The organism is Oceanobacillus salinisoli (assembly GCF_009733865.1).
Lineage (GTDB): Bacteria > Bacillota > Bacilli > Bacillales > Amphibacillaceae > Oceanobacillus > Oceanobacillus salinisoli.
Genome location: NZ_WOFB01000003.1, coordinates 100,444 through 117,708 on the forward strand (window position 1 = coordinate 100,444; position 17,265 = coordinate 117,708).

Below are 17,265 nucleotides of genomic sequence, written 5' to 3' on the forward strand. Positions count from 1 at the left end.
TCTCGCTTGTTCTAATGGTGATACGTGCATGCATTCGCTCCGGCAGAATACTTACGGTTCGTGGAAACGGCCTAAAGCCTCATCAAGGAAAACCGGTGCGCCTCTAGTCTTCTATTAACGCTCCGTAGTAGGCTTCCTAAGGCGCAAGGGAACAAAGAAGACCCGCGCTGCTAGAGTCTAGACACGAGTGATAAAAGCCATCTAATGGTTGATATGTGTGCCCGTTGTGTTTATATTTTGCACAACGGTCGATATCTGCTTCTTTATGGTCACCCGCAGAAGTCGTAGTGTATTTCCGTAGCGGTAAGTTGGTGCTCCAACATCATTTAAAGTTAGTCCGAAGTTTATATAAAATCCGAACTAAGGCGAATTCCAATTTTGGAATTTTGAATGATAGTTCGGATTTTTCTTTGACTAAAATACTTTTGTTCCAGCCTCTATATTTTCGCAACCTCATGAAGAACGTGGACAAATCAGACATACATATTAAACTGACGCATATAGATGTACTATCTAATACATTGGAGGTATCATCGATGCGGTTTAAAGAAATTAGCGGGAAGGAAATTGTTAATATAAATGAAGGTGCGAGGCTCGGTATCTTAGGGCAAACAGATTTGGAAATAAATGAAAAAACTGGTCAAATTGAAGCATTTATTATCCCGACTTATAAATGGTTCGGTTTAAAAAAAGAAGGAGATATGACAAAAATTCGCTGGGATGCCATTAAAAAAATTGGCGAAGATATGATTATGGTCGAAATGGATAAATTTTAATTAGAAAACCGATACTAGCGTAGGCAGAATGCGTAGACTCCTCGAAAATACAAACCGATTTTCTTCGTGCGATGTAGAGCTGCAGTTCGTGTTCCTTATCCTGTGGGAACAGCACGTGTCCAGACCTGAGCAGGAAGTGGTTTTCTTCCGAGGAGGCTGAGGTCGTGCGCAAGAACCGTAAGTAGTTTGCCGGAGTGAAGGCAAGCCCACTATCATCATTAGAACAAACGAGAGCAACACAACTGGAATTTTTCATAACCTTAATAAAAAAAGGACTAATATCCTACCGGGTATTAGTCCTTTTTTATTGATTTTACTATGGACTAATCACTCTCATACCGGAAAGACATAAGCTATATAGAGCAGATTTAGGAATAGTATGTCTGGAGGGCTAAAAATACAATGAGTCGAACAATTGCTGTAATTGGTGGCGATGCAAGATACTTGGAGTTAATTAGACAATTACAATTGATGTCAGATACAACTATCATTCTTGTAGGATTTGATAAATTAGAGCAAGGTTTTACAGGATTAAAACAAGTAGAATTTAATGAATTAGAATTAAATACATTGGATAGCATTATCTTACCAATAACTGGAACAGATTTGGAAGGGAATGTTGATACAGTATTTTCCGACCAAAAAATTAAATTGACAAAAGAATGGTTTCATACTCTTGAAAAATCGACAAAAGTGTTTACTGGAATTACCAATGATTACTTAGTTGAAGCTACGAAAGCAGCACGTATTTCACTTGTTCCATTATTAGACCGAGATGATGTAGCTATATACAATTCCATACCTACCGCAGAGGGCGCCATTATGATGGCAATTGAACATACAGATTATACGATTCATTCTTCCCGTGTTATTGTAACGGGATTTGGAAGAGTTGGCCAAACGGTTGCCAATCGATTTGCTGCATTGGGCGCGAAAGTCTCTGTTAGCGCAAATAACATTAAAGAACTGGCGAGAATAACGGAAATGGGTTTAACAGCCATTCCTATTGACAAACTGCATGAACACACAGACAAATGCGACATATTAATAAATACTGTACCGGCATTGGTGGTGAATGAGAAGGCGATACAGCACCTACCACCCAATGCAATTATTATTGATCTGGCTTCCAAACCAGGCGGAACAGATTTCGATTATGCAAAGAAACGAGGAATTCAGGCGATTTTGACAGGTAGTCTGCCGAGTATTGTTGCACCGAAAACGGCTGGAAAAATCCTGGCAGATGTGATTAAACAAATTTTGCTTGACGAAGGGAGTTTATCATGAATCTGAAAGGAAAACGGATCGGTATTGGCTTAACTGGTTCTCACCACACATTCAGCAAAGTGTTTACACAAGTTGAAAATTTAATCAAGAAAGGTGTAGAAGTGGTTCCAATCGTTTCGTATACTGTTCAAAATACGGATACGAAATTTGGTACGGCAAAGGAACATCTGGAGAAATTGGAATCACTCACAGGTCATGAAGTGATAACAACGATGCCTGGTTCTGAACCTTTAGGACCCAAAAATCCATTAGACTGTATGGTGATTGCGCCGCTGACTGGAAATTCGATGGCAAAGTTTGCTAATGGTATTACAGATAACCCTGTTTTGATGGCAGCAAAATCAACCATTCGAAATCAAAACCCTGTCGTTTTAGGAGTAACAACGAACGATGCATTAGGGTTAAATGGGGCTAATTTAATGCGATTAATGAACAGTAAGCATATATACTTTATTCCATTTGGGCAAGATAACCCTATAAAGAAGCCGAATTCTCTAGTTGCTGACCTTCGTTTACTAGAAGACACCATAAAATCTGCTCTTGAAAAAAGTCAACTTCAACCTATTATAATTCCTTTTACTGATTAAAGTATGTTAAAATATCAAATTAAGAGATTTATTTCTATCTAGTGAGGGGAGAATTTTGATATGACAGAAAAAACAGCATACAATGTAGCAGTTGTGGGAGCGACTGGAGCAGTAGGCCAAAAAATCATGAAAATCTTAGAAGAGAAAGATTTTCCTATAAACCAATTAAAGCTTTTATCGTCTAAAAATTCTGCAGGAAAAGAACTTTCTTTTGCGGGAAAAAAGATTGTAGTAGAAGAAGCGAAACCAGAAAGTTTTGAAGAAATAGATATTGCACTATTTTCAGCAGGAGGGTCTGTTTCTAAACAATTAGCACCTGAAGCTGTAAAGCGGGGAGCTGTTGTCGTTGACAATACAAGTGCATATCGTATGGATGAAAATGTACCACTTGTCGTACCTGAAGTAAATAATGAGGACATAAAAAAACATAACGGAATTATTGCAAATCCAAACTGTTCTACCATTCAAATGGTTGCAGGATTAAAGCCAATTAAGGACAATTTTGGATTATCACGAGTTATTGTTTCTACCTATCAAGCTGTCTCAGGAGCAGGAGTAAAAGCAGTAAATGAATTGGAGGAACAATCAAGACAATTCTTAAATAACGAAGAAATGGAAGCAAACTTATTACCTGTAAAAGGGGATAAGAAACATTATCCAATTGCGTTTAATGCATTACCACAAATTGATGTCTTTCAAGAGAATGGTTATACATTTGAAGAAATGAAGATGATAAATGAAACGAAGAAAATTATGCATGCACCAGAATTGCCTGTTGCAGCAACATGCGTGAGATTACCATTTTTCACATCCCATGCAGAAAGTGTATATATTGAAGTGGATGATGATGGGGTAACCGTTGAGGATATCTGGAAAGTATTGAAAACTGCAGACGGAGTAATTTTACAGGATGATCCGACTACCCAAACATATCCTACTCCTTTAAGTGCATCGAACAAAGAAGAAGTATTTATCGGCCGTGTCCGTAAAGATTTAGATAATAATAAAGGATTCCATTTGTGGATAGTATCTGATAATCTTCTAAAAGGTGCTGCTTGGAACACAGTACAGATTGCACAATCATTGATAAAAAATAACTGGCTATAAGGCAAATGATTCAGAGGTGTTATGATGCAGATATTAGTTCAAAAATTTGGTGGTACTTCTGTGCAGTCAAAAGAAAATAGGCAACATGTCATAAAGCATATTAAAAATGCGTTAATGAAGGATTATAAACTTGTAGTAGTTGTTTCTGCATTAGGAAGGAAACCAGATCCCTATGCAACGGATACATTATTAAGTCTGGTGAATTTTCCTGCCAATAAGAACTCGAACCGTGAACTGGATTTGCTCATGTCATGTGGAGAGATTATATCTTCCGTTGTATTATCCAACGAACTACAGGATCAGCATATCGCTGCAACTGCATTAACTGGTGCCCAGGCAGGGTTTATTACAACAGAAGATTTTACACAAGCCAAGATCAAAAAAGTAAAACCTGATCGAATCTATAAAGAGCTCGAGAAAAACGATGTAGTCGTTGTTGCTGGTTTCCAGGGTCAATCTGAGTCTGGTGAAATTACAACAATTGGCCGTGGGGGCAGTGATACATCTGCAGCAGCACTTGGAGCCGCATTACAAGCTGAAACAGTAGAGATATTTACTGATGTGGATGGAATCATGACTGCGGATCCAAGAATGGTTGAAAATGCCCAGCCACTTGATGTCGTAACTTACACAGAAATATGCAATTTAGCTTATCAAGGTGCAAAGGTTGTTCACCCAAGAGCAGTGGAAATTGCCATGCAAGCAAAAATTCCAATGCGTGTACGATCCACGTATTCGCTTGAACCAGGAACATTGGTTACTTCTTCCAGGGAAAAGGAAATAGGAATTGATATACCAGATCGTTTGATTACAGGCATTGCCCATATGTCATCTATTACGCAAATTAAAGTACAAACGAAAGAAGAAGTATACCGTCTTCAATCAGATGTATTTAAATCGATGGCGGAAGCAGGAATTTCCGTAGATTTCATCAATATTTCACCTGCTGGGGTAATATATACTGTACCTGATATATTGGCAGACAAAGCTGTCCATATTCTGGAAACGTTAGGCTTTCAACCTGAAATAACGAAGAATTGTGCCAAAGTATCTGCTGTAGGTGCTGGAATGACTGGAGTACCAGGTGTTGCTGCGCAAATTGTTCAAGCACTCACCAACGCTGGTGTGCAAATATTACAATCTGCAGATAGTCATACGACAATATGGGTTCTTGTTCATGAAAAAGATCTAAAGACAGCAGTTAATGCGCTGCATAATATGTTTACCCTTAATAGTTCGATTGAGTCAACAAGATAATTACTTCAAGATTATTTAAGAAGGTGAAAGAATGAATTTCGGTCAAGTGCTGACGGCGATGGTAACCCCATTTGACGGGAACGGTAAGATTGATTACAAGCAAACTGGTTTACTAATTGACTACTTGCTGGAAAATGGGTCAGATGGTTTCATTGTAGGTGGAACAACTGGTGAGTCACCAACATTAACTACAGAGGAAAAGCTTGAATTGTTTCGATTTACTGTAAATGCTGTAAATAAAAGAGTGCCAGTGATTGCTGGTACCGGCAGTTACAGTACAGCTGATTCAATTGCTTTAACAAAGAAAGCTGAAGCCATAGGTGTAGACGGGATTCTACTTGTAGCACCTTATTATAATAAACCAAATCAGGAAGGCATCTACCAACACTTTTCTGCAATTGCAAAAGAAACATCTCTGCCAGTTATGCTATATAATATACCTGGTCGTTCTGTTATTAATATAGACACAAGTACAGTCGTGAAACTGAGTCAAATCGATAATATTGTTTCTCTTAAGGAAGCAGGGTTAGATTTGGATCAAGTAGCGGAAATTATTGAGAATACAGATAATCGTTTCAGTGTTTATAGCGGAAATGATAGTATGACTTTACCGATGTTATCTGTTGGGGCTACGGGTGTAGTTTCGGTGGCTTCACATATTATTGGGAAAGAAATGAAAAAAATGATCGATTACTTTTTTCAAGGGGATATAAAAGCTGCTGCAGAACTTCATCGTAAATTATTGCCTATAATGAATGGATTATTCACTTCCCCTTCACCAGCCCCAGTAAAAGCGGCATTACAATTAAAAAATATGGATGTCGGTGGTGTTCGTTTACCATTAGTGCCATTAACAGAAATAGAAAAAGAAAAACTAAACGAATTAATAGAAAAAATCGGCTGATTATGGCCTTTTTTTCTGTTTTATCTATTAGGAAAGTATAAAATTATAGTAAGAATTTCAAAGGATGAAGTATAAGAAAAACGATTAATATTCGCTTAAGGACTTAGCGAATATGAGGTTTCCTAATAAAAACTGCATTGTAATCTTATTTACGTTCATACTAAGAAGGATGATTTTTCTAAGGGAGTGAACGTAATGAAAAAAGAGCAAGAAGAAAAAAAAGATGATCAATCGAATCCGTCCTCACTAGTCCAAAAAATTCAGTCTCTGGGTCAAACAAATGTACCACAAGCTCCAGATTCAAATATTCATGTTTTATCCATCATCGGACAGGTAGAAGGACATGTACAGCTTCCACCGCAAAATAAAACAACAAAATATGAACACATTATTCCGCAATTAATTGCCATTGAACAAAATCCGAAAATAGAAGGTGTAGTTATTTTATTGAATACGGTTGGAGGAGATGTGGAAGCCGGATTAGCTTTAGCTGAAATGATTTCTTCTCTGTCCAAGCCAACTGTATCGATTGTCCTTGGCGGTGGTCATTCCATAGGTGTACCAATTGCAGTATCTACAGACTATTCATTCATTGTCCCGACTGCAACGATGACTATTCATCCAGTACGGTTAACAGGATTAGTTATCGGTGTTCCTCAAACCTTTGAATACTTAGATAAAATGCAGGAAAGGGTCATGCAATTTGTGATTAATCACTCTAATATTAAAGAAGAAAAATTTAAGGATCTTATGTTTGCAAAAGGAAATCTAACGAGAGATATTGGTACAAATGTCGTTGGGGCAGATGCCGTAGAGTATGGAATGATTAATGAAGTTGGTGGCGTGAGTGAAGCTATGGCGAAACTGAATGAGTTGATTGACAGTACTAAAAATGCGGAAAGCCAGGTGATACAGTGATATTGTATACACCATTATCGGAAACAGATATCTTTCCGCAATCAGCGGACGAATTTTCGAATCGACAGTGTATTTCCTGTGATGGGAAAATGATGATAGCGGATAGAAACACAGATGGTACCTATCAAGTGGTTCAGTTACTGTCAACCGATCCGCAAGACTTTCTTGATCAGAGATATTTGCCAGGTTCTGTCTTAAATTAGTCCTCTAGTGATACAAACTTTCATCAGGAAGTGATGATAAGGATCTCCCACTGATTTGACTTTATGATATAATAAACCTAAATGGATACAGCCCTTGCCAGTTTTGGCAGGGTTTTCTTTTCTACCCATATTATGATACAAATTGAAATGTATGGAAATATTGGATTAAAAGAGATAAACTAATATTCTATCACTCCAAATAAGGAGAAATAGAGGTGAAAGAATGGGGAAAAAAAGAAAGAAGCGTAAAAGTACGAAACGAACAAAGCAACTGCAAAATGAATTGCTTGGTTTGTTATTTATAGCATTAGCAATATTTGGGAGTGGTGCTAGTGCAATTAGTGATGGTGCGATTCCAGCTGGGTTAGAAAATTTATTTCGATTTTTTCTAGGAATCTGGTATTTTGTCGCGTCTGTACTTATACTTATTACAGGGATAATATTACTAGTTAAAAGAAGATTTCCGGATTTCTTTCATAAGAAGTTAGTTGGATTCTATATTCTATTTGTTGGAATACTACTAATCACACATATTCAGACATTCGAAAGGTTATTACTTGAAGATGTATCGATTATTAGTACTACATGGAATCATTTCCTGTTATTTATTAATGGACAAGGAACTTCCATCCAAACCGGTGGAGGGATGATTGGAGGAATCTTATTTACTTTTACTAATTACCTATTCTCCCTTCCAGGAGCGAAAATAGTTGCTGTCTTTTCTATTATTATAGGAATTCTATTTATTACAGAAGTTTCCTTAGGTGATATTTTTGCTAAAATGCTGGAAAGAATTAAATCTGTGTTTGAGCGTATGAAAGAAGTCTGGGAAAAAGCTAAAATCAAAAAAGCCGAAATGAATGATCAGCGAATAACAGAAGAGGAAATAATAGAGGAACATGTAGCAGATGAAGAGCCACTAATCAATGACTTCACTGATGTTACCTATAGTGCACAGGATCTTCAGGAAGAACAACCAAAACCAGAAGTTGAAAACACAGTTGTGGAAGATACCGCTGAAGACGAAAAAGAGAGTGATGAAATAGAATATCCAATTCCAATGACCGAGCCTGAGAATTACGAGTATATTTTGCCTTCACCGGACTTATTGGCAGAGCCTGCTCATAATGCACAGCAGCATGAGAAATCGCAGATACAGGCAACCGTCAGGAAGTTAGAGCGTACATTTAAGAGTTTTGGTGTGAGAGCCAGAGTAACAAAAGTAAATGTCGGTCCTGCAGTAACTAAATATGAAATTTCACCAGAATCCGGTGTAAAAGTTAGTAAGATTGTCAGTTTGCATGACGATCTTGCATTAGCACTTGCTGCAAAAGACTTGCGAATAGAGGCACCTATTCCAGGAAAGTCTGCTGTCGGAATTGAAGTGCCTAATCAGGAAGTAGCGATGGTTTCGTTAAGAGAGGTAATGGATAGCACATGGAATAATAAAACGTCTAAACTTCTCGTTGCCTTAGGAAGAGATATTTCTGGTGATGCAGTTGTTGCGGAATTAAATAAAATGCCCCATGTACTAATTGCTGGTGCAACAGGAAGCGGGAAGAGTGTTTGTGTCAATGGAATTATTACAACTATTCTTATGCGGGCAAAACCTCATGAAGTAAAAATGATGATGATTGATCCGAAAAAAGTAGAATTAAATGTCTATAATGGTATTCCACATCTTTTAGCACCAGTTGTAACAGATCCGAAGAAGGCATCCAGAGCTTTGAAGAAAGTAGTAGCAGAAATGGAACGAAGATATGAGTTGTTTTCAGAAACAGGCACAAGAAATATAGAAGGCTATAATGAATACATTCGAAAACATAATTTGACTTCCGAAGAATCACAGCCACATTTACCTTATATTGTTGTCATTGTAGACGAGCTAGCTGATTTAATGATGGTCGCTTCCAGCGATGTGGAGGATGCGATTACGAGATTGGCACAGATGGCGAGGGCTGCGGGAATTCATATTATTATTGCAACGCAAAGACCGTCTGTTGATGTCATTACAGGTGTCATTAAGGCGAACATTCCATCACGTATTGCCTTTAGTGTTTCCTCTCAAACAGACTCAAGAACCATTCTCGACTCTGGTGGTGCAGAAAAACTATTAGGAAAAGGGGATATGTTGTTTTTACCTGTTGGTGCATCAAAACCTAAACGTGTTCAAGGTGCATTTCTTTCAGATGATGAAGTCGAGAGAATTGTTGACCATTGTATTAATCAGCAGAAAGCCTCCTATCAGGATGAAATGATTCCTGAGGAGAACGATGAAGTAGTAACTGAAGTGGACGATGAACTCTATGACGATGCAGTACAGTTAATTGTTGAAATGCAGAGTGCCAGCGTTTCGATGCTGCAGAGAAGATTCCGCATTGGTTATACAAGAGCTGCGCGGCTTATTGATGCAATGGAAGAACGTGGAATTGTAGGACCTTATGAGGGCAGTAAACCTAGAACAGTACTAGTTTCCCAGTCGCAGGAAGAAAAAACTTCATAGGCTAAGACTACCTAGTGTTAAGAAACAGACTTGTTAGAATAGCAAGTCTGTTTTTTTTGCCGTATAATGGATGATAAATGGAAAAAATGTGCAATATAGTATAGTAACAAACTATTTACTCTGGGAGGATCATTCATGCAGGATATTATGGAAAAACGATTGAATGAACAAGGAATTGATTTACATTTTATTCAAAGTAAAAAATACAAAACCATAAACATCATTGCCAAATTAAAAGCACCATTGGATAGAGAATCGATTACAACAAGAGCCCTGCTACCTTATATTTTAAAACAAGGTACAAAATCATATCCAAGCCGAAGAGACCTGCAGCTAAAACTAGATGATTTGTACGGAGCGGTTCTATCTGTTGACGGTGGAAAAAAGGGAGAAAATCATATTCTGACTTTCAGGCTGGAATTGGCTAACCCAAAATTCATACCCGAAGAATCATCCATTATGGAAGAAGGAATTGCCTTGTTCAGTGAGCTCTTGTTCCATCCCAATGTGAAGGATAACGGATTTGACAGGAAAATTTTTGAACGGGAGAAAGATACACTAAAGCAAAAAATGAATGCAATTAAAGATGATAAAATGCAATATGCGAATATGCGATTAATTGATGAAATGTGCAAAGGTGAACCGTATGAACTACATGTACATGGTTATGAAGAAGATTTAAATCAACTAACAGCTGAAAATGTTTATCAGTATTATCGGAACTCACTTCAAGAAGACAAGATGGACCTTTATATTCTTGGTGATTTTAACGAAGATGAAGTAAGAAAACTTATTACTTCTGCCATAAAGCGTGACGATGTTAGTCTTGGAGAAGTTTCAGATATTAAGAAGGGTAAAGGAAATATCAAATCAAAAGAAGTCATTGAAAAACAGAACGTTCAACAAGCAAAGCTACATATTGGCTATCGAACGAATACTACGTTTAAAGATGAGGACTATTATGCGTTACAGGTTTTTAATGGGATTTTCGGTGGTTTCCCCAGTTCAAAACTTTTTATTAATGTTCGTGAAAAGAATAGCTTAGCATATTATGCTTCTTCTCGAATGGAAAGTCATAAAGGCCTACTATTTGTTTTTAGCGGTATTGCTCCAGATGATTACGAAAAAGCCAGAGATATTATCAGGGAACAGATGACAGCAATGAAAAATGGAGATATTACGGAAGAAGAGCTGGAGGAAACCAAGGAGTTAATTATTAATCAATTGCTGGAAACCATGGATCATCCACAGGGATTAGTGGAACTTCTGTATCAGCAAGTACTGGGAGAAAAGACGATTTCACCGAACGAATTACTTGGCCATATTAGGAACGTTACAAAAGACCAGGTCGTTCAAGCGGCGCAAAAAGTGGAAGAAGATACGGTTTATTTATTAACGAGTGAAGGAGGTCAAAATAATGAATAAACAGACATATGATGATATTGCTGAAACACTCTATACCGAAAAACTGGATAATGGCTTAACTGTTTTTCTATTGCCAAAACCTGAAATGGCGAAAACCTATGGGATTTTTTCTACTGATTATGGGTCCATCGATCAAACATTTGTGCCTATTGGTCAAAATGAAGAAATTACCGTTCCTGAAGGGATTGCTCATTTTTTAGAACATAAATTATTTGAGAAGGAAGATCATGATGTCTTTGCTGATTTTGGGAAACAAGGAGCGTCTGCGAATGCTTTCACCTCATTTACCAAAACAGCATATCTTTTTTCAGCGACTAATCACATTGAAAAAAATGTAGAAACCCTTATTGATTTTGTACAGGACCCGTATTTCTCAGAACAATCCGTAGAAAAGGAAAAAGGTATTATAGGGCAAGAAATACAAATGTATAATGATCAGCCGGATTGGCAGTCATTTATGGGAACCATAAAGGCAATGTTCAAAAATCATCCAGTTCATATCGATATAGCTGGTACAATCGAGTCCATCGGCAAGATTACCAAGGATGATTTGTATACGTGTTATCAAACGTTCTATCATCCAGAAAACATGACTTTATTTATTGCGGGTAATTTTGATTCTGGAAAAATGATGGATTTAATTAAAACCAATCAAGCATCTAAAGAATTTAAGAAAATGGAAGAGCTGAAGCGTGATTTTCCGGATGAGCCAAAAGAAGTGGCAATGCCTGACAGTAAAATAACGATGCCAGTATCTATTCCTAAATGTACAGTTGGAATAAAAGAGTCATCCAGTGAGTTAATGGAGGAAGAATTTCTAAAAAAAGACTTACTTCAAAATATGGTGATGGACCATTACTTCTCCAAGGGCGGATCCTTTTATCAAGAATTGTATCAAGAAAAATTAATTGATGACAGTTTTTATTATGAAACAACATTAGATAAGAACTTCGGGTATACGTTAATTGGCAGTAATAGTGAAAATCCACAAGCATTTGCTGAGAAAGTAAAGAAAATGTTACTTTCTACAAATAACGAAATGTTATCAGAAGAAGAGTTCGAACGGATGAAGAAAAAGAAAATTGGGCAATTACTCCGTGGCATGAATTCCTTGGAATTTATTGCTAATAAATATATTCATTATCACACTTCTGGAATAAATCTATTTGAAATCATACCAACTATTCAATCACTACAGTTGGAGGATGCCAATAAGTTTATTCAGAGTTGGATAGAGGAAGACCGATTGGCAGTTTGTACGATTGCTGCGGAATAAGGAGTAAGAAGATGGGGGAAAACGTATTAATTATAGGTGCTAGTGGGGATATTGGTAAAGCAATCGTAAGGCGTTTAGCTGAAGACGGATATCAATTAATATTGCATTACCATCAAAACTTGCAGGCGATTAATGAACTTAGAAAGGAAATAAAAGATAAGGGCGTATTAAGTGTAATCCAGGCTGATCTTAGCAATGAGAGTGAAATAAATGAATTTGTCCAGCAGCTTGTATTTCGAGTTGATAGTATTATTTTTGCCAGCGGCAGGGCGCAATTTGGTTTATTTCAGGAAACACCGGATTCAGTTATGGATCAGATGTTAAATATACATGTTAAGGCACCATGGAAAATAACAAAGCATCTTTTGCCTCATATGATCCATCAGCAATTTGGAAAAATTATCTTTATTACTTCCATTTGGGCAGATGCAGGTGCAAGCTATGAAGTAGTGTATTCTTCTGTAAAAGGAGCACAAAACAGTTTTGTCAAAGCTCTTGCAAAGGAAGTTGCACCAAGTGGAATATCAGTAAATGCCATAAGCCCTGGGTTTATTGAAACAAAAATGAATAGTCATCTTTCCGAGGAAGAAAAGGCCTCTGTGATTTCGGAAATTCCTGTAAGTCGTGCTGGATTACCAAGTGAAATCGCTCATACAGTAAGTTTTTTGCTCGATAAAAGGTCAAGTTATATTCAAGGGGAAATTATTAATGTGACTGGTGGCTGGTGATAACGGAAACTTCATTCAGTGGAAATTACGGCCGCTCCACCTGCATAAAAATTCTTATGTTTTATGTATAAACGGAAAATAATATCACATACTATGCCTGTAATAATTCCAAGGAGGCAGATGTATGTCAGTTCTTGATAATTTCGACACATGGAAAGGCTTTTTATCCAACCGTTTACAGCAGGCTCAACAGCAAGGGATGGACCAGCAAACCATCAACAGCATTGCGTCTGAAGTAGGAGATTACTTAGCGCAAAATGTCGATGCAAAAAACAAAGAAGAATCGGTTTTAAGAGATCTTTGGAATGCTGCTTCAGAACAAGAACAACAAGCTATTGCTAGTACAATGGTAAAACTTGTTCAAGGTAATTCCAAATAATTTAAACCTATAGAAGCTGTATACTCCATCGAGGTACAGCTTCTTTTATTAGGAAGGCAAAAATTAATGAATGAGTCATGCTAAGTTTTTCCAATAAAATTTTTAAGGAAATTGGTAAACTTTGCATATTATACTTTTCACTTCCGATAAAATCATTTATGATAGTATTGTATTGCAATAATATAGCATTATACAGCTTGAATAACGTAAAAAAGTAAAGGGGTTTACGATGGATAAGGAATGGTACCTTGAATATGAAATTCAAAAAAATCGTCCTGGTTTACTTGGGGAAATCACATCATTGTTAGGAATGCTTTCTATCAATATTATCACGATTAATGGTGTAGAAAATTCAAGAAGAGGTATGCTCCTTGTTTCAGAGTATGACGAGAACATTGACCGATTAAAATCAATTATGCAAATGATGGAAACGATAAAAATAACGAAGATTCGCAATCCTAAATTGAAAGATAAAATGGCTGTACGTCATGGGAAATATATTCATACAGATGTAGATGATCGAAAAACATTCCGTTTTGTAAGAGATGAATTAGGTTTGCTGGTAGATTTTATGGCAGAGTTATTTAAACAGGATGGGCATAAATTGATTGGAATACGTGGGATGCCACGGGTAGGAAAAACAGAGTCCGTTGTTGCAGCCAGTGTTTGTGCCAATAAACGATGGTTATTTCTTTCGAGTACGATGATTAAGCAAACGGTTCGAAGTGAGTTGATAGAGGGAGAGTACAATACGAATACAACGTATATAATAGATGGGATTGTGTCCACGAGGAGAGCGAATGAAAAACATTGGCAGTTAATACGAGAATTGATGCAGCTTCCTGCTGTGAAAATTGTGGAACATCCGGATATATTTGTACAAACAACGGAATATACAATGGATGATTTTGATTATATTATAGAGTTAAGAAGTCATGTTGATGAAGAGATTACATATGAATCATTTGAACAACAACAGTTTAATGAGGAAAGTGGCTTTTCGATGTTTGATTTTTAGAACGGAAGGTGTTTTTAATGGATATAGGGGCAAGGCTTAAAGAGGCTAGAGTCTCCAAAGGACTCTCATTAGATGAACTGCAGGAATTAACCAAAATCCAAAAAAGATATTTGTCTGCCATTGAAGAAGGAAAACTAGAGGTGCTTCCAGGTAAATTCTATGCAAGGGCATTTATTAAGGAGTATGCAAATGTTGTTGGAATTGATCCGAGCGAATTACTGGAAGAGCATAAAGAGGAAATTCCCAAAACAGAAGAAGAACCAACTGTAGAGTATAGTCGAATGCAACGCACAAGAAAGGAAAACCATGTAGAGAAAAATTCGAGGGTTTTTTCGGTGTTTCCGACGATTATTGTAGTATTACTGGTCATTGGTATTTTATTTGTTTTTTGGTATTTTAGAGATGGTATAGGGAATAATGCTGGAGATGTGACAGAGGAAGAAGAATTGAACGACACAGAAATTATTATTAACAATCCTAATGATTTGGATGGAGATGCTGCTGAACCTGAAGATGAGGAAGAAGGCACGGAGGAAGCGGAATCAGAAGAATTACAAGAAGATGAAAATCAGGAGGGGGAAGAAGAGGAGGAGCAAGCAGAGCTTACATTGATTGAAGAAGGAACTGGATCCAGTCCTAAATCTACATTCGAATTGAACAATGTTGGTGATGAGCTTACTGTTGTATTGGAAACAGAAGGAAATACATGGCTTGATGTAAGGGCTGATGATGAGACATTAATTAGTGAAAACTTTACACCGGATCGTTCACCAGAAGAACTGGATCTCAGTGGTGCTGAACAAATTTACTTTAATATTGGTAATGCTCCTGATTTAAAAATAACCGTTAATGGCGTGGAATTAGAGTATCCGGTAGACCCAGAGAAATATGTACACCAACAATTATGGATTCATATTAACGACGAAACTGAATAAACATAGTGAAACCCTTCCTGTTGCCTATGTGGAAGGGTTTATCATGTTTAACACAGAAAGTCTTGGTCATCATTGAAATATAAAAACAGGAAGGGAATTTTGCACATGAATCTACCAAATAAACTAACTTTATCAAGGATATTACTCATCCCAATATTTATTTTACTCTTAAGTTTTCCTTTTAACTGGGGAGCATGGAATATCGGTGAAACAGAACTTCCAATTACGCATTTTATTACTGCGCTTATTTTTATTATTGCTTCTGCAACGGATTGGGTGGACGGTTATTATGCACGGAAATATAACTTAGTGACCAATTTAGGGAAATTTTTAGATCCACTTGCAGATAAATTACTTGTTTCAGCAGCTCTAATTCTTCTTATTGAAATAGGTTTTGCTCCAGCATGGGTAGTAATTATCATTATTAGCAGGGAGTTTGCTGTAACAGGTTTGCGACTAGTTGCGGCAGGTGAAGGTATTGTTTTAGCTGCCGGAAGCATGGGGAAAATCAAAACGGCTACACAAATGATTGCCATTGCTATCCTACTTTTACATAATTTCCCTTTCTCCTATGTCGGCTTGCCTGTTGGTACGATTATGCTATATGTAGCATTGTTCTTCACGGTTTTATCTGGATTTGATTATTTTATAAAAAACTGGCATGTAATGAGGGATTCAAAATGACAAAATCGTATAAAGCTGAGATTATAGCAGTCGGTACGGAATTGCTATTAGGGCAAATTGCTAACACCAATGCACAATGGTTATCTGAAAAGCTTGCATTATCAGGTATAAATGTTTATCAGCATGGTGTTGTAGGTGATAACCTGCATCGTGTAAAGGAAGCATTTGAACAAGCCCAAAACCGCTCAGATATTATACTCGTTACAGGTGGGCTTGGGCCAACTGAAGATGATTTAACAAGGGAAGCATTTCAACTTATGAGCAATCTGGAGCTTATGGAGCACGGGCCTTCCATGAAAAAAATTGAAGCTTTTTTTCAAAATCAAAATAAAATCATGACACCTAATAATAAAAAGCAAGCACGAGTGTTTAAGGGAAGCAGGGTGCTTTTTAACCAGCAAGGTATGGCCCCTGGCATGATTCTTTCTTATGAATCCAAAACTTGGATTTTCCTTCCAGGAGTACCGAGAGAAATGAAGAGTTTATTTACAAATGATGCTATGCCTTTTTTGCAGCAATTAACCGGAAATGAAGAACTGATTAAATCACTTGTATTAAAATTTACCGGTATCGGGGAATCTGCATTAGAACATGAATTAAAAAGTCTCATTCAAGCACAGCAAAATCCAACCATAGCTCCTTTGGCACAGGAAGATGGTGTAGTTATTCGACTAACTGCTAAGGAAAAGTCTGAAGAGCGGGCTGAAAAATTACTGGAGGAAACAAAACAACAAATTTTAAGTAGGGTTGGAGATTATTTTTTTGGCGAAAATGATGAAACGATTGAACAAAAGATTATTTCCTTACTAAATAAGAAGAAATATTATATTGCAGCTGCAGAAAGTTTAACAGGTGGGATGTTTACAGATAGACTCATTTCGGTGAGCGGTGCTTCTTCAGTATGTAGGGGTGGGATTATTTGTTATGATACGAAAGTGAAACAAGAAATATTAGGTGTTTCAAAAGAGACGATTCAACATAAAGGAACTGTTAGCGAGGAATGTGCGCTGGAAATGGCAGAACAGGTTTCCAGTAAACTTCATGCGAACATTGGTATTAGCTTTACGGGAGTTGCAGGTCCAGAGCAAGTAGAAGGAAAAGACGTTGGTACCGTATATATCGCACTTGTAAGTAAAGAGGGGTTTAAACAGGTGGAGAAACTTATGTCTATGGGTGATCGAAACACAATCAGAAAGAGAGCAACAATAAAAGGATTAGAAATTATTTTTAATTTCCTAAAATCGTAAAACGGCCATTTTTATTGGCTCATTCTTGCAT

Annotated in this window: 17 protein-coding genes; all 17 read left to right on the top strand. The window is 37.1% G+C overall.

Going from position 1 to position 17,265, the window contains the following annotated elements; all coding sequences use genetic code 11:
* The first annotated feature begins 536 nt into the window (after window positions 1-536).
* The 17 genes from GMJ66_RS04335 to GMJ66_RS04415 all read left to right on the top strand — a co-directional run bounded on the left by GMJ66_RS04335 (window position 537) and on the right by GMJ66_RS04415 (window position 17,234).
* Window positions 537-776: a YlmC/YmxH family sporulation protein gene (locus tag GMJ66_RS04335; protein ID WP_156289111.1), complete on the top strand. Its 240-nt coding sequence runs from the start codon at window positions 537-539 to the stop codon at window positions 774-776.
* Window positions 777-1,178: 402 nt separating this feature from the next.
* Entirely contained in the window at window positions 1,179-2,063 is an 885-nt protein-coding gene (gene dpaA, locus GMJ66_RS04340) for a dipicolinic acid synthetase subunit A (RefSeq protein ID WP_156289112.1), read from the top strand.
* On the top strand, window positions 2,060-2,650 hold the full coding sequence (dpaB, locus tag GMJ66_RS04345) for a dipicolinate synthase subunit B (protein WP_156289113.1): 591 nt from the start codon (window positions 2,060-2,062) through the stop codon (window positions 2,648-2,650). The genes dpaA and dpaB overlap by 4 nt, the downstream gene beginning before the upstream one ends.
* Before the next feature lie 60 nt (window positions 2,651-2,710).
* Window positions 2,711-3,757, top strand: a complete 1,047-nt coding sequence (gene asd / locus GMJ66_RS04350; protein ID WP_156289114.1) for an aspartate-semialdehyde dehydrogenase — start codon at window positions 2,711-2,713, stop codon at window positions 3,755-3,757.
* Window positions 3,758-3,781: 24 nt separating this feature from the next.
* Window positions 3,782-5,014: an aspartate kinase gene (gene dapG, locus GMJ66_RS04355; RefSeq protein ID WP_156289115.1), complete on the top strand. Its 1,233-nt coding sequence runs from the start codon at window positions 3,782-3,784 to the stop codon at window positions 5,012-5,014.
* A 31-nt stretch (window positions 5,015-5,045) separates the two neighbouring features.
* On the top strand, window positions 5,046-5,918 hold the full coding sequence (gene dapA / locus GMJ66_RS04360) for a 4-hydroxy-tetrahydrodipicolinate synthase (protein ID WP_156289116.1): 873 nt from the start codon (window positions 5,046-5,048) through the stop codon (window positions 5,916-5,918).
* Between the two features lie 195 nt (window positions 5,919-6,113).
* A complete protein-coding gene (locus GMJ66_RS04365) occupies window positions 6,114-6,836 on the top strand; it encodes a ClpP family protease (RefSeq protein ID WP_156289117.1) in 723 nt (240 codons plus the stop codon).
* On the top strand, window positions 6,833-7,039 hold the full coding sequence (locus GMJ66_RS04370) for a YlzJ-like family protein (protein WP_197046598.1): 207 nt from the start codon (window positions 6,833-6,835) through the stop codon (window positions 7,037-7,039). The genes GMJ66_RS04365 and GMJ66_RS04370 overlap by 4 nt, the downstream gene beginning before the upstream one ends.
* A gap of 223 nt (window positions 7,040-7,262) precedes the next feature.
* Entirely contained in the window at window positions 7,263-9,542 is a 2,280-nt protein-coding gene (locus tag GMJ66_RS04375) for an FtsK/SpoIIIE family DNA translocase (RefSeq protein WP_156289118.1), read from the top strand.
* Window positions 9,543-9,677: 135 nt separating this feature from the next.
* Window positions 9,678-10,967: an EF-P 5-aminopentanol modification-associated protein YfmF gene (gene yfmF / locus GMJ66_RS04380; RefSeq protein WP_156289119.1), complete on the top strand. Its 1,290-nt coding sequence runs from the start codon at window positions 9,678-9,680 to the stop codon at window positions 10,965-10,967.
* Window positions 10,960-12,243 carry an EF-P 5-aminopentanol modification-associated protein YfmH gene (gene yfmH / locus GMJ66_RS04385; RefSeq protein WP_156289120.1) on the top strand — a complete coding sequence of 428 codons (1,284 nt, stop codon included), beginning with the start codon at window positions 10,960-10,962 and terminating at the stop codon, window positions 12,241-12,243. The genes yfmF and yfmH overlap by 8 nt, the downstream gene beginning before the upstream one ends.
* Window positions 12,244-12,254: 11 nt before the next feature.
* Entirely contained in the window at window positions 12,255-12,971 is a 717-nt protein-coding gene (ymfI, locus tag GMJ66_RS04390) for an elongation factor P 5-aminopentanone reductase (protein WP_156289121.1), read from the top strand.
* A 124-nt stretch (window positions 12,972-13,095) separates the two neighbouring features.
* Window positions 13,096-13,350, top strand: a complete 255-nt coding sequence (locus GMJ66_RS04395) for a DUF3243 domain-containing protein (protein WP_156289122.1) — start codon at window positions 13,096-13,098, stop codon at window positions 13,348-13,350.
* A gap of 229 nt (window positions 13,351-13,579) precedes the next feature.
* Window positions 13,580-14,368, top strand: a complete 789-nt coding sequence (locus tag GMJ66_RS04400; RefSeq protein ID WP_156289123.1) for a YmfK family protein — start codon at window positions 13,580-13,582, stop codon at window positions 14,366-14,368.
* Between the two features lie 17 nt (window positions 14,369-14,385).
* On the top strand, window positions 14,386-15,303 hold the full coding sequence (locus GMJ66_RS04405; RefSeq protein WP_156289124.1) for a helix-turn-helix domain-containing protein: 918 nt from the start codon (window positions 14,386-14,388) through the stop codon (window positions 15,301-15,303).
* 105 nt (window positions 15,304-15,408) lie between these two features.
* Window positions 15,409-15,987 (top strand): CDP-diacylglycerol--glycerol-3-phosphate 3-phosphatidyltransferase, encoded by a 579-nt coding sequence (gene pgsA, locus GMJ66_RS04410; protein WP_156289125.1) that lies wholly within the window; start codon window positions 15,409-15,411, stop codon window positions 15,985-15,987.
* Window positions 15,984-17,234, top strand: coding sequence for a competence/damage-inducible protein A (locus GMJ66_RS04415; RefSeq protein ID WP_156289126.1), 1,251 nt, complete (start codon window positions 15,984-15,986; stop codon window positions 17,232-17,234). Before pgsA ends, GMJ66_RS04415 begins: the two co-directional genes overlap by 4 nt.
* Window positions 17,235-17,265 lie beyond the last annotated feature (31 nt).

What these genes read in the sequence shown, in the direction of transcription:
- GMJ66_RS04335 (WP_156289111.1), top strand. Translation starts at nt 537, where the DNA reads ATGCGGTTTAAAGAAATTAGCGGGAAGGAAATTGTTAATATAAATGAA.
- dpaA (WP_156289112.1), top strand. Translation starts at nt 1,179, where the DNA reads ATGAGTCGAACAATTGCTGTAATTGGTGGCGATGCAAGATACTTGGAG.
- dpaB (WP_156289113.1), top strand. Translation starts at nt 2,060, where the DNA reads ATGAATCTGAAAGGAAAACGGATCGGTATTGGCTTAACTGGTTCTCAC.
- asd (WP_156289114.1), top strand. Translation starts at nt 2,711, where the DNA reads ATGACAGAAAAAACAGCATACAATGTAGCAGTTGTGGGAGCGACTGGA.
- dapG (WP_156289115.1), top strand. Translation starts at nt 3,782, where the DNA reads ATGCAGATATTAGTTCAAAAATTTGGTGGTACTTCTGTGCAGTCAAAA.
- dapA (WP_156289116.1), top strand. Translation starts at nt 5,046, where the DNA reads ATGAATTTCGGTCAAGTGCTGACGGCGATGGTAACCCCATTTGACGGG.
- GMJ66_RS04365 (WP_156289117.1), top strand. Translation starts at nt 6,114, where the DNA reads ATGAAAAAAGAGCAAGAAGAAAAAAAAGATGATCAATCGAATCCGTCC.
- GMJ66_RS04375 (WP_156289118.1), top strand. Translation starts at nt 7,263, where the DNA reads ATGGGGAAAAAAAGAAAGAAGCGTAAAAGTACGAAACGAACAAAGCAA.
- yfmF (WP_156289119.1), top strand. Translation starts at nt 9,678, where the DNA reads ATGCAGGATATTATGGAAAAACGATTGAATGAACAAGGAATTGATTTA.
- yfmH (WP_156289120.1), top strand. Translation starts at nt 10,960, where the DNA reads ATGAATAAACAGACATATGATGATATTGCTGAAACACTCTATACCGAA.
- ymfI (WP_156289121.1), top strand. Translation starts at nt 12,255, where the DNA reads ATGGGGGAAAACGTATTAATTATAGGTGCTAGTGGGGATATTGGTAAA.
- GMJ66_RS04395 (WP_156289122.1), top strand. Translation starts at nt 13,096, where the DNA reads ATGTCAGTTCTTGATAATTTCGACACATGGAAAGGCTTTTTATCCAAC.
- GMJ66_RS04400 (WP_156289123.1), top strand. Translation starts at nt 13,580, where the DNA reads ATGGATAAGGAATGGTACCTTGAATATGAAATTCAAAAAAATCGTCCT.
- GMJ66_RS04405 (WP_156289124.1), top strand. Translation starts at nt 14,386, where the DNA reads ATGGATATAGGGGCAAGGCTTAAAGAGGCTAGAGTCTCCAAAGGACTC.
- pgsA (WP_156289125.1), top strand. Translation starts at nt 15,409, where the DNA reads ATGAATCTACCAAATAAACTAACTTTATCAAGGATATTACTCATCCCA.
- GMJ66_RS04415 (WP_156289126.1), top strand. Translation starts at nt 15,984, where the DNA reads ATGACAAAATCGTATAAAGCTGAGATTATAGCAGTCGGTACGGAATTG.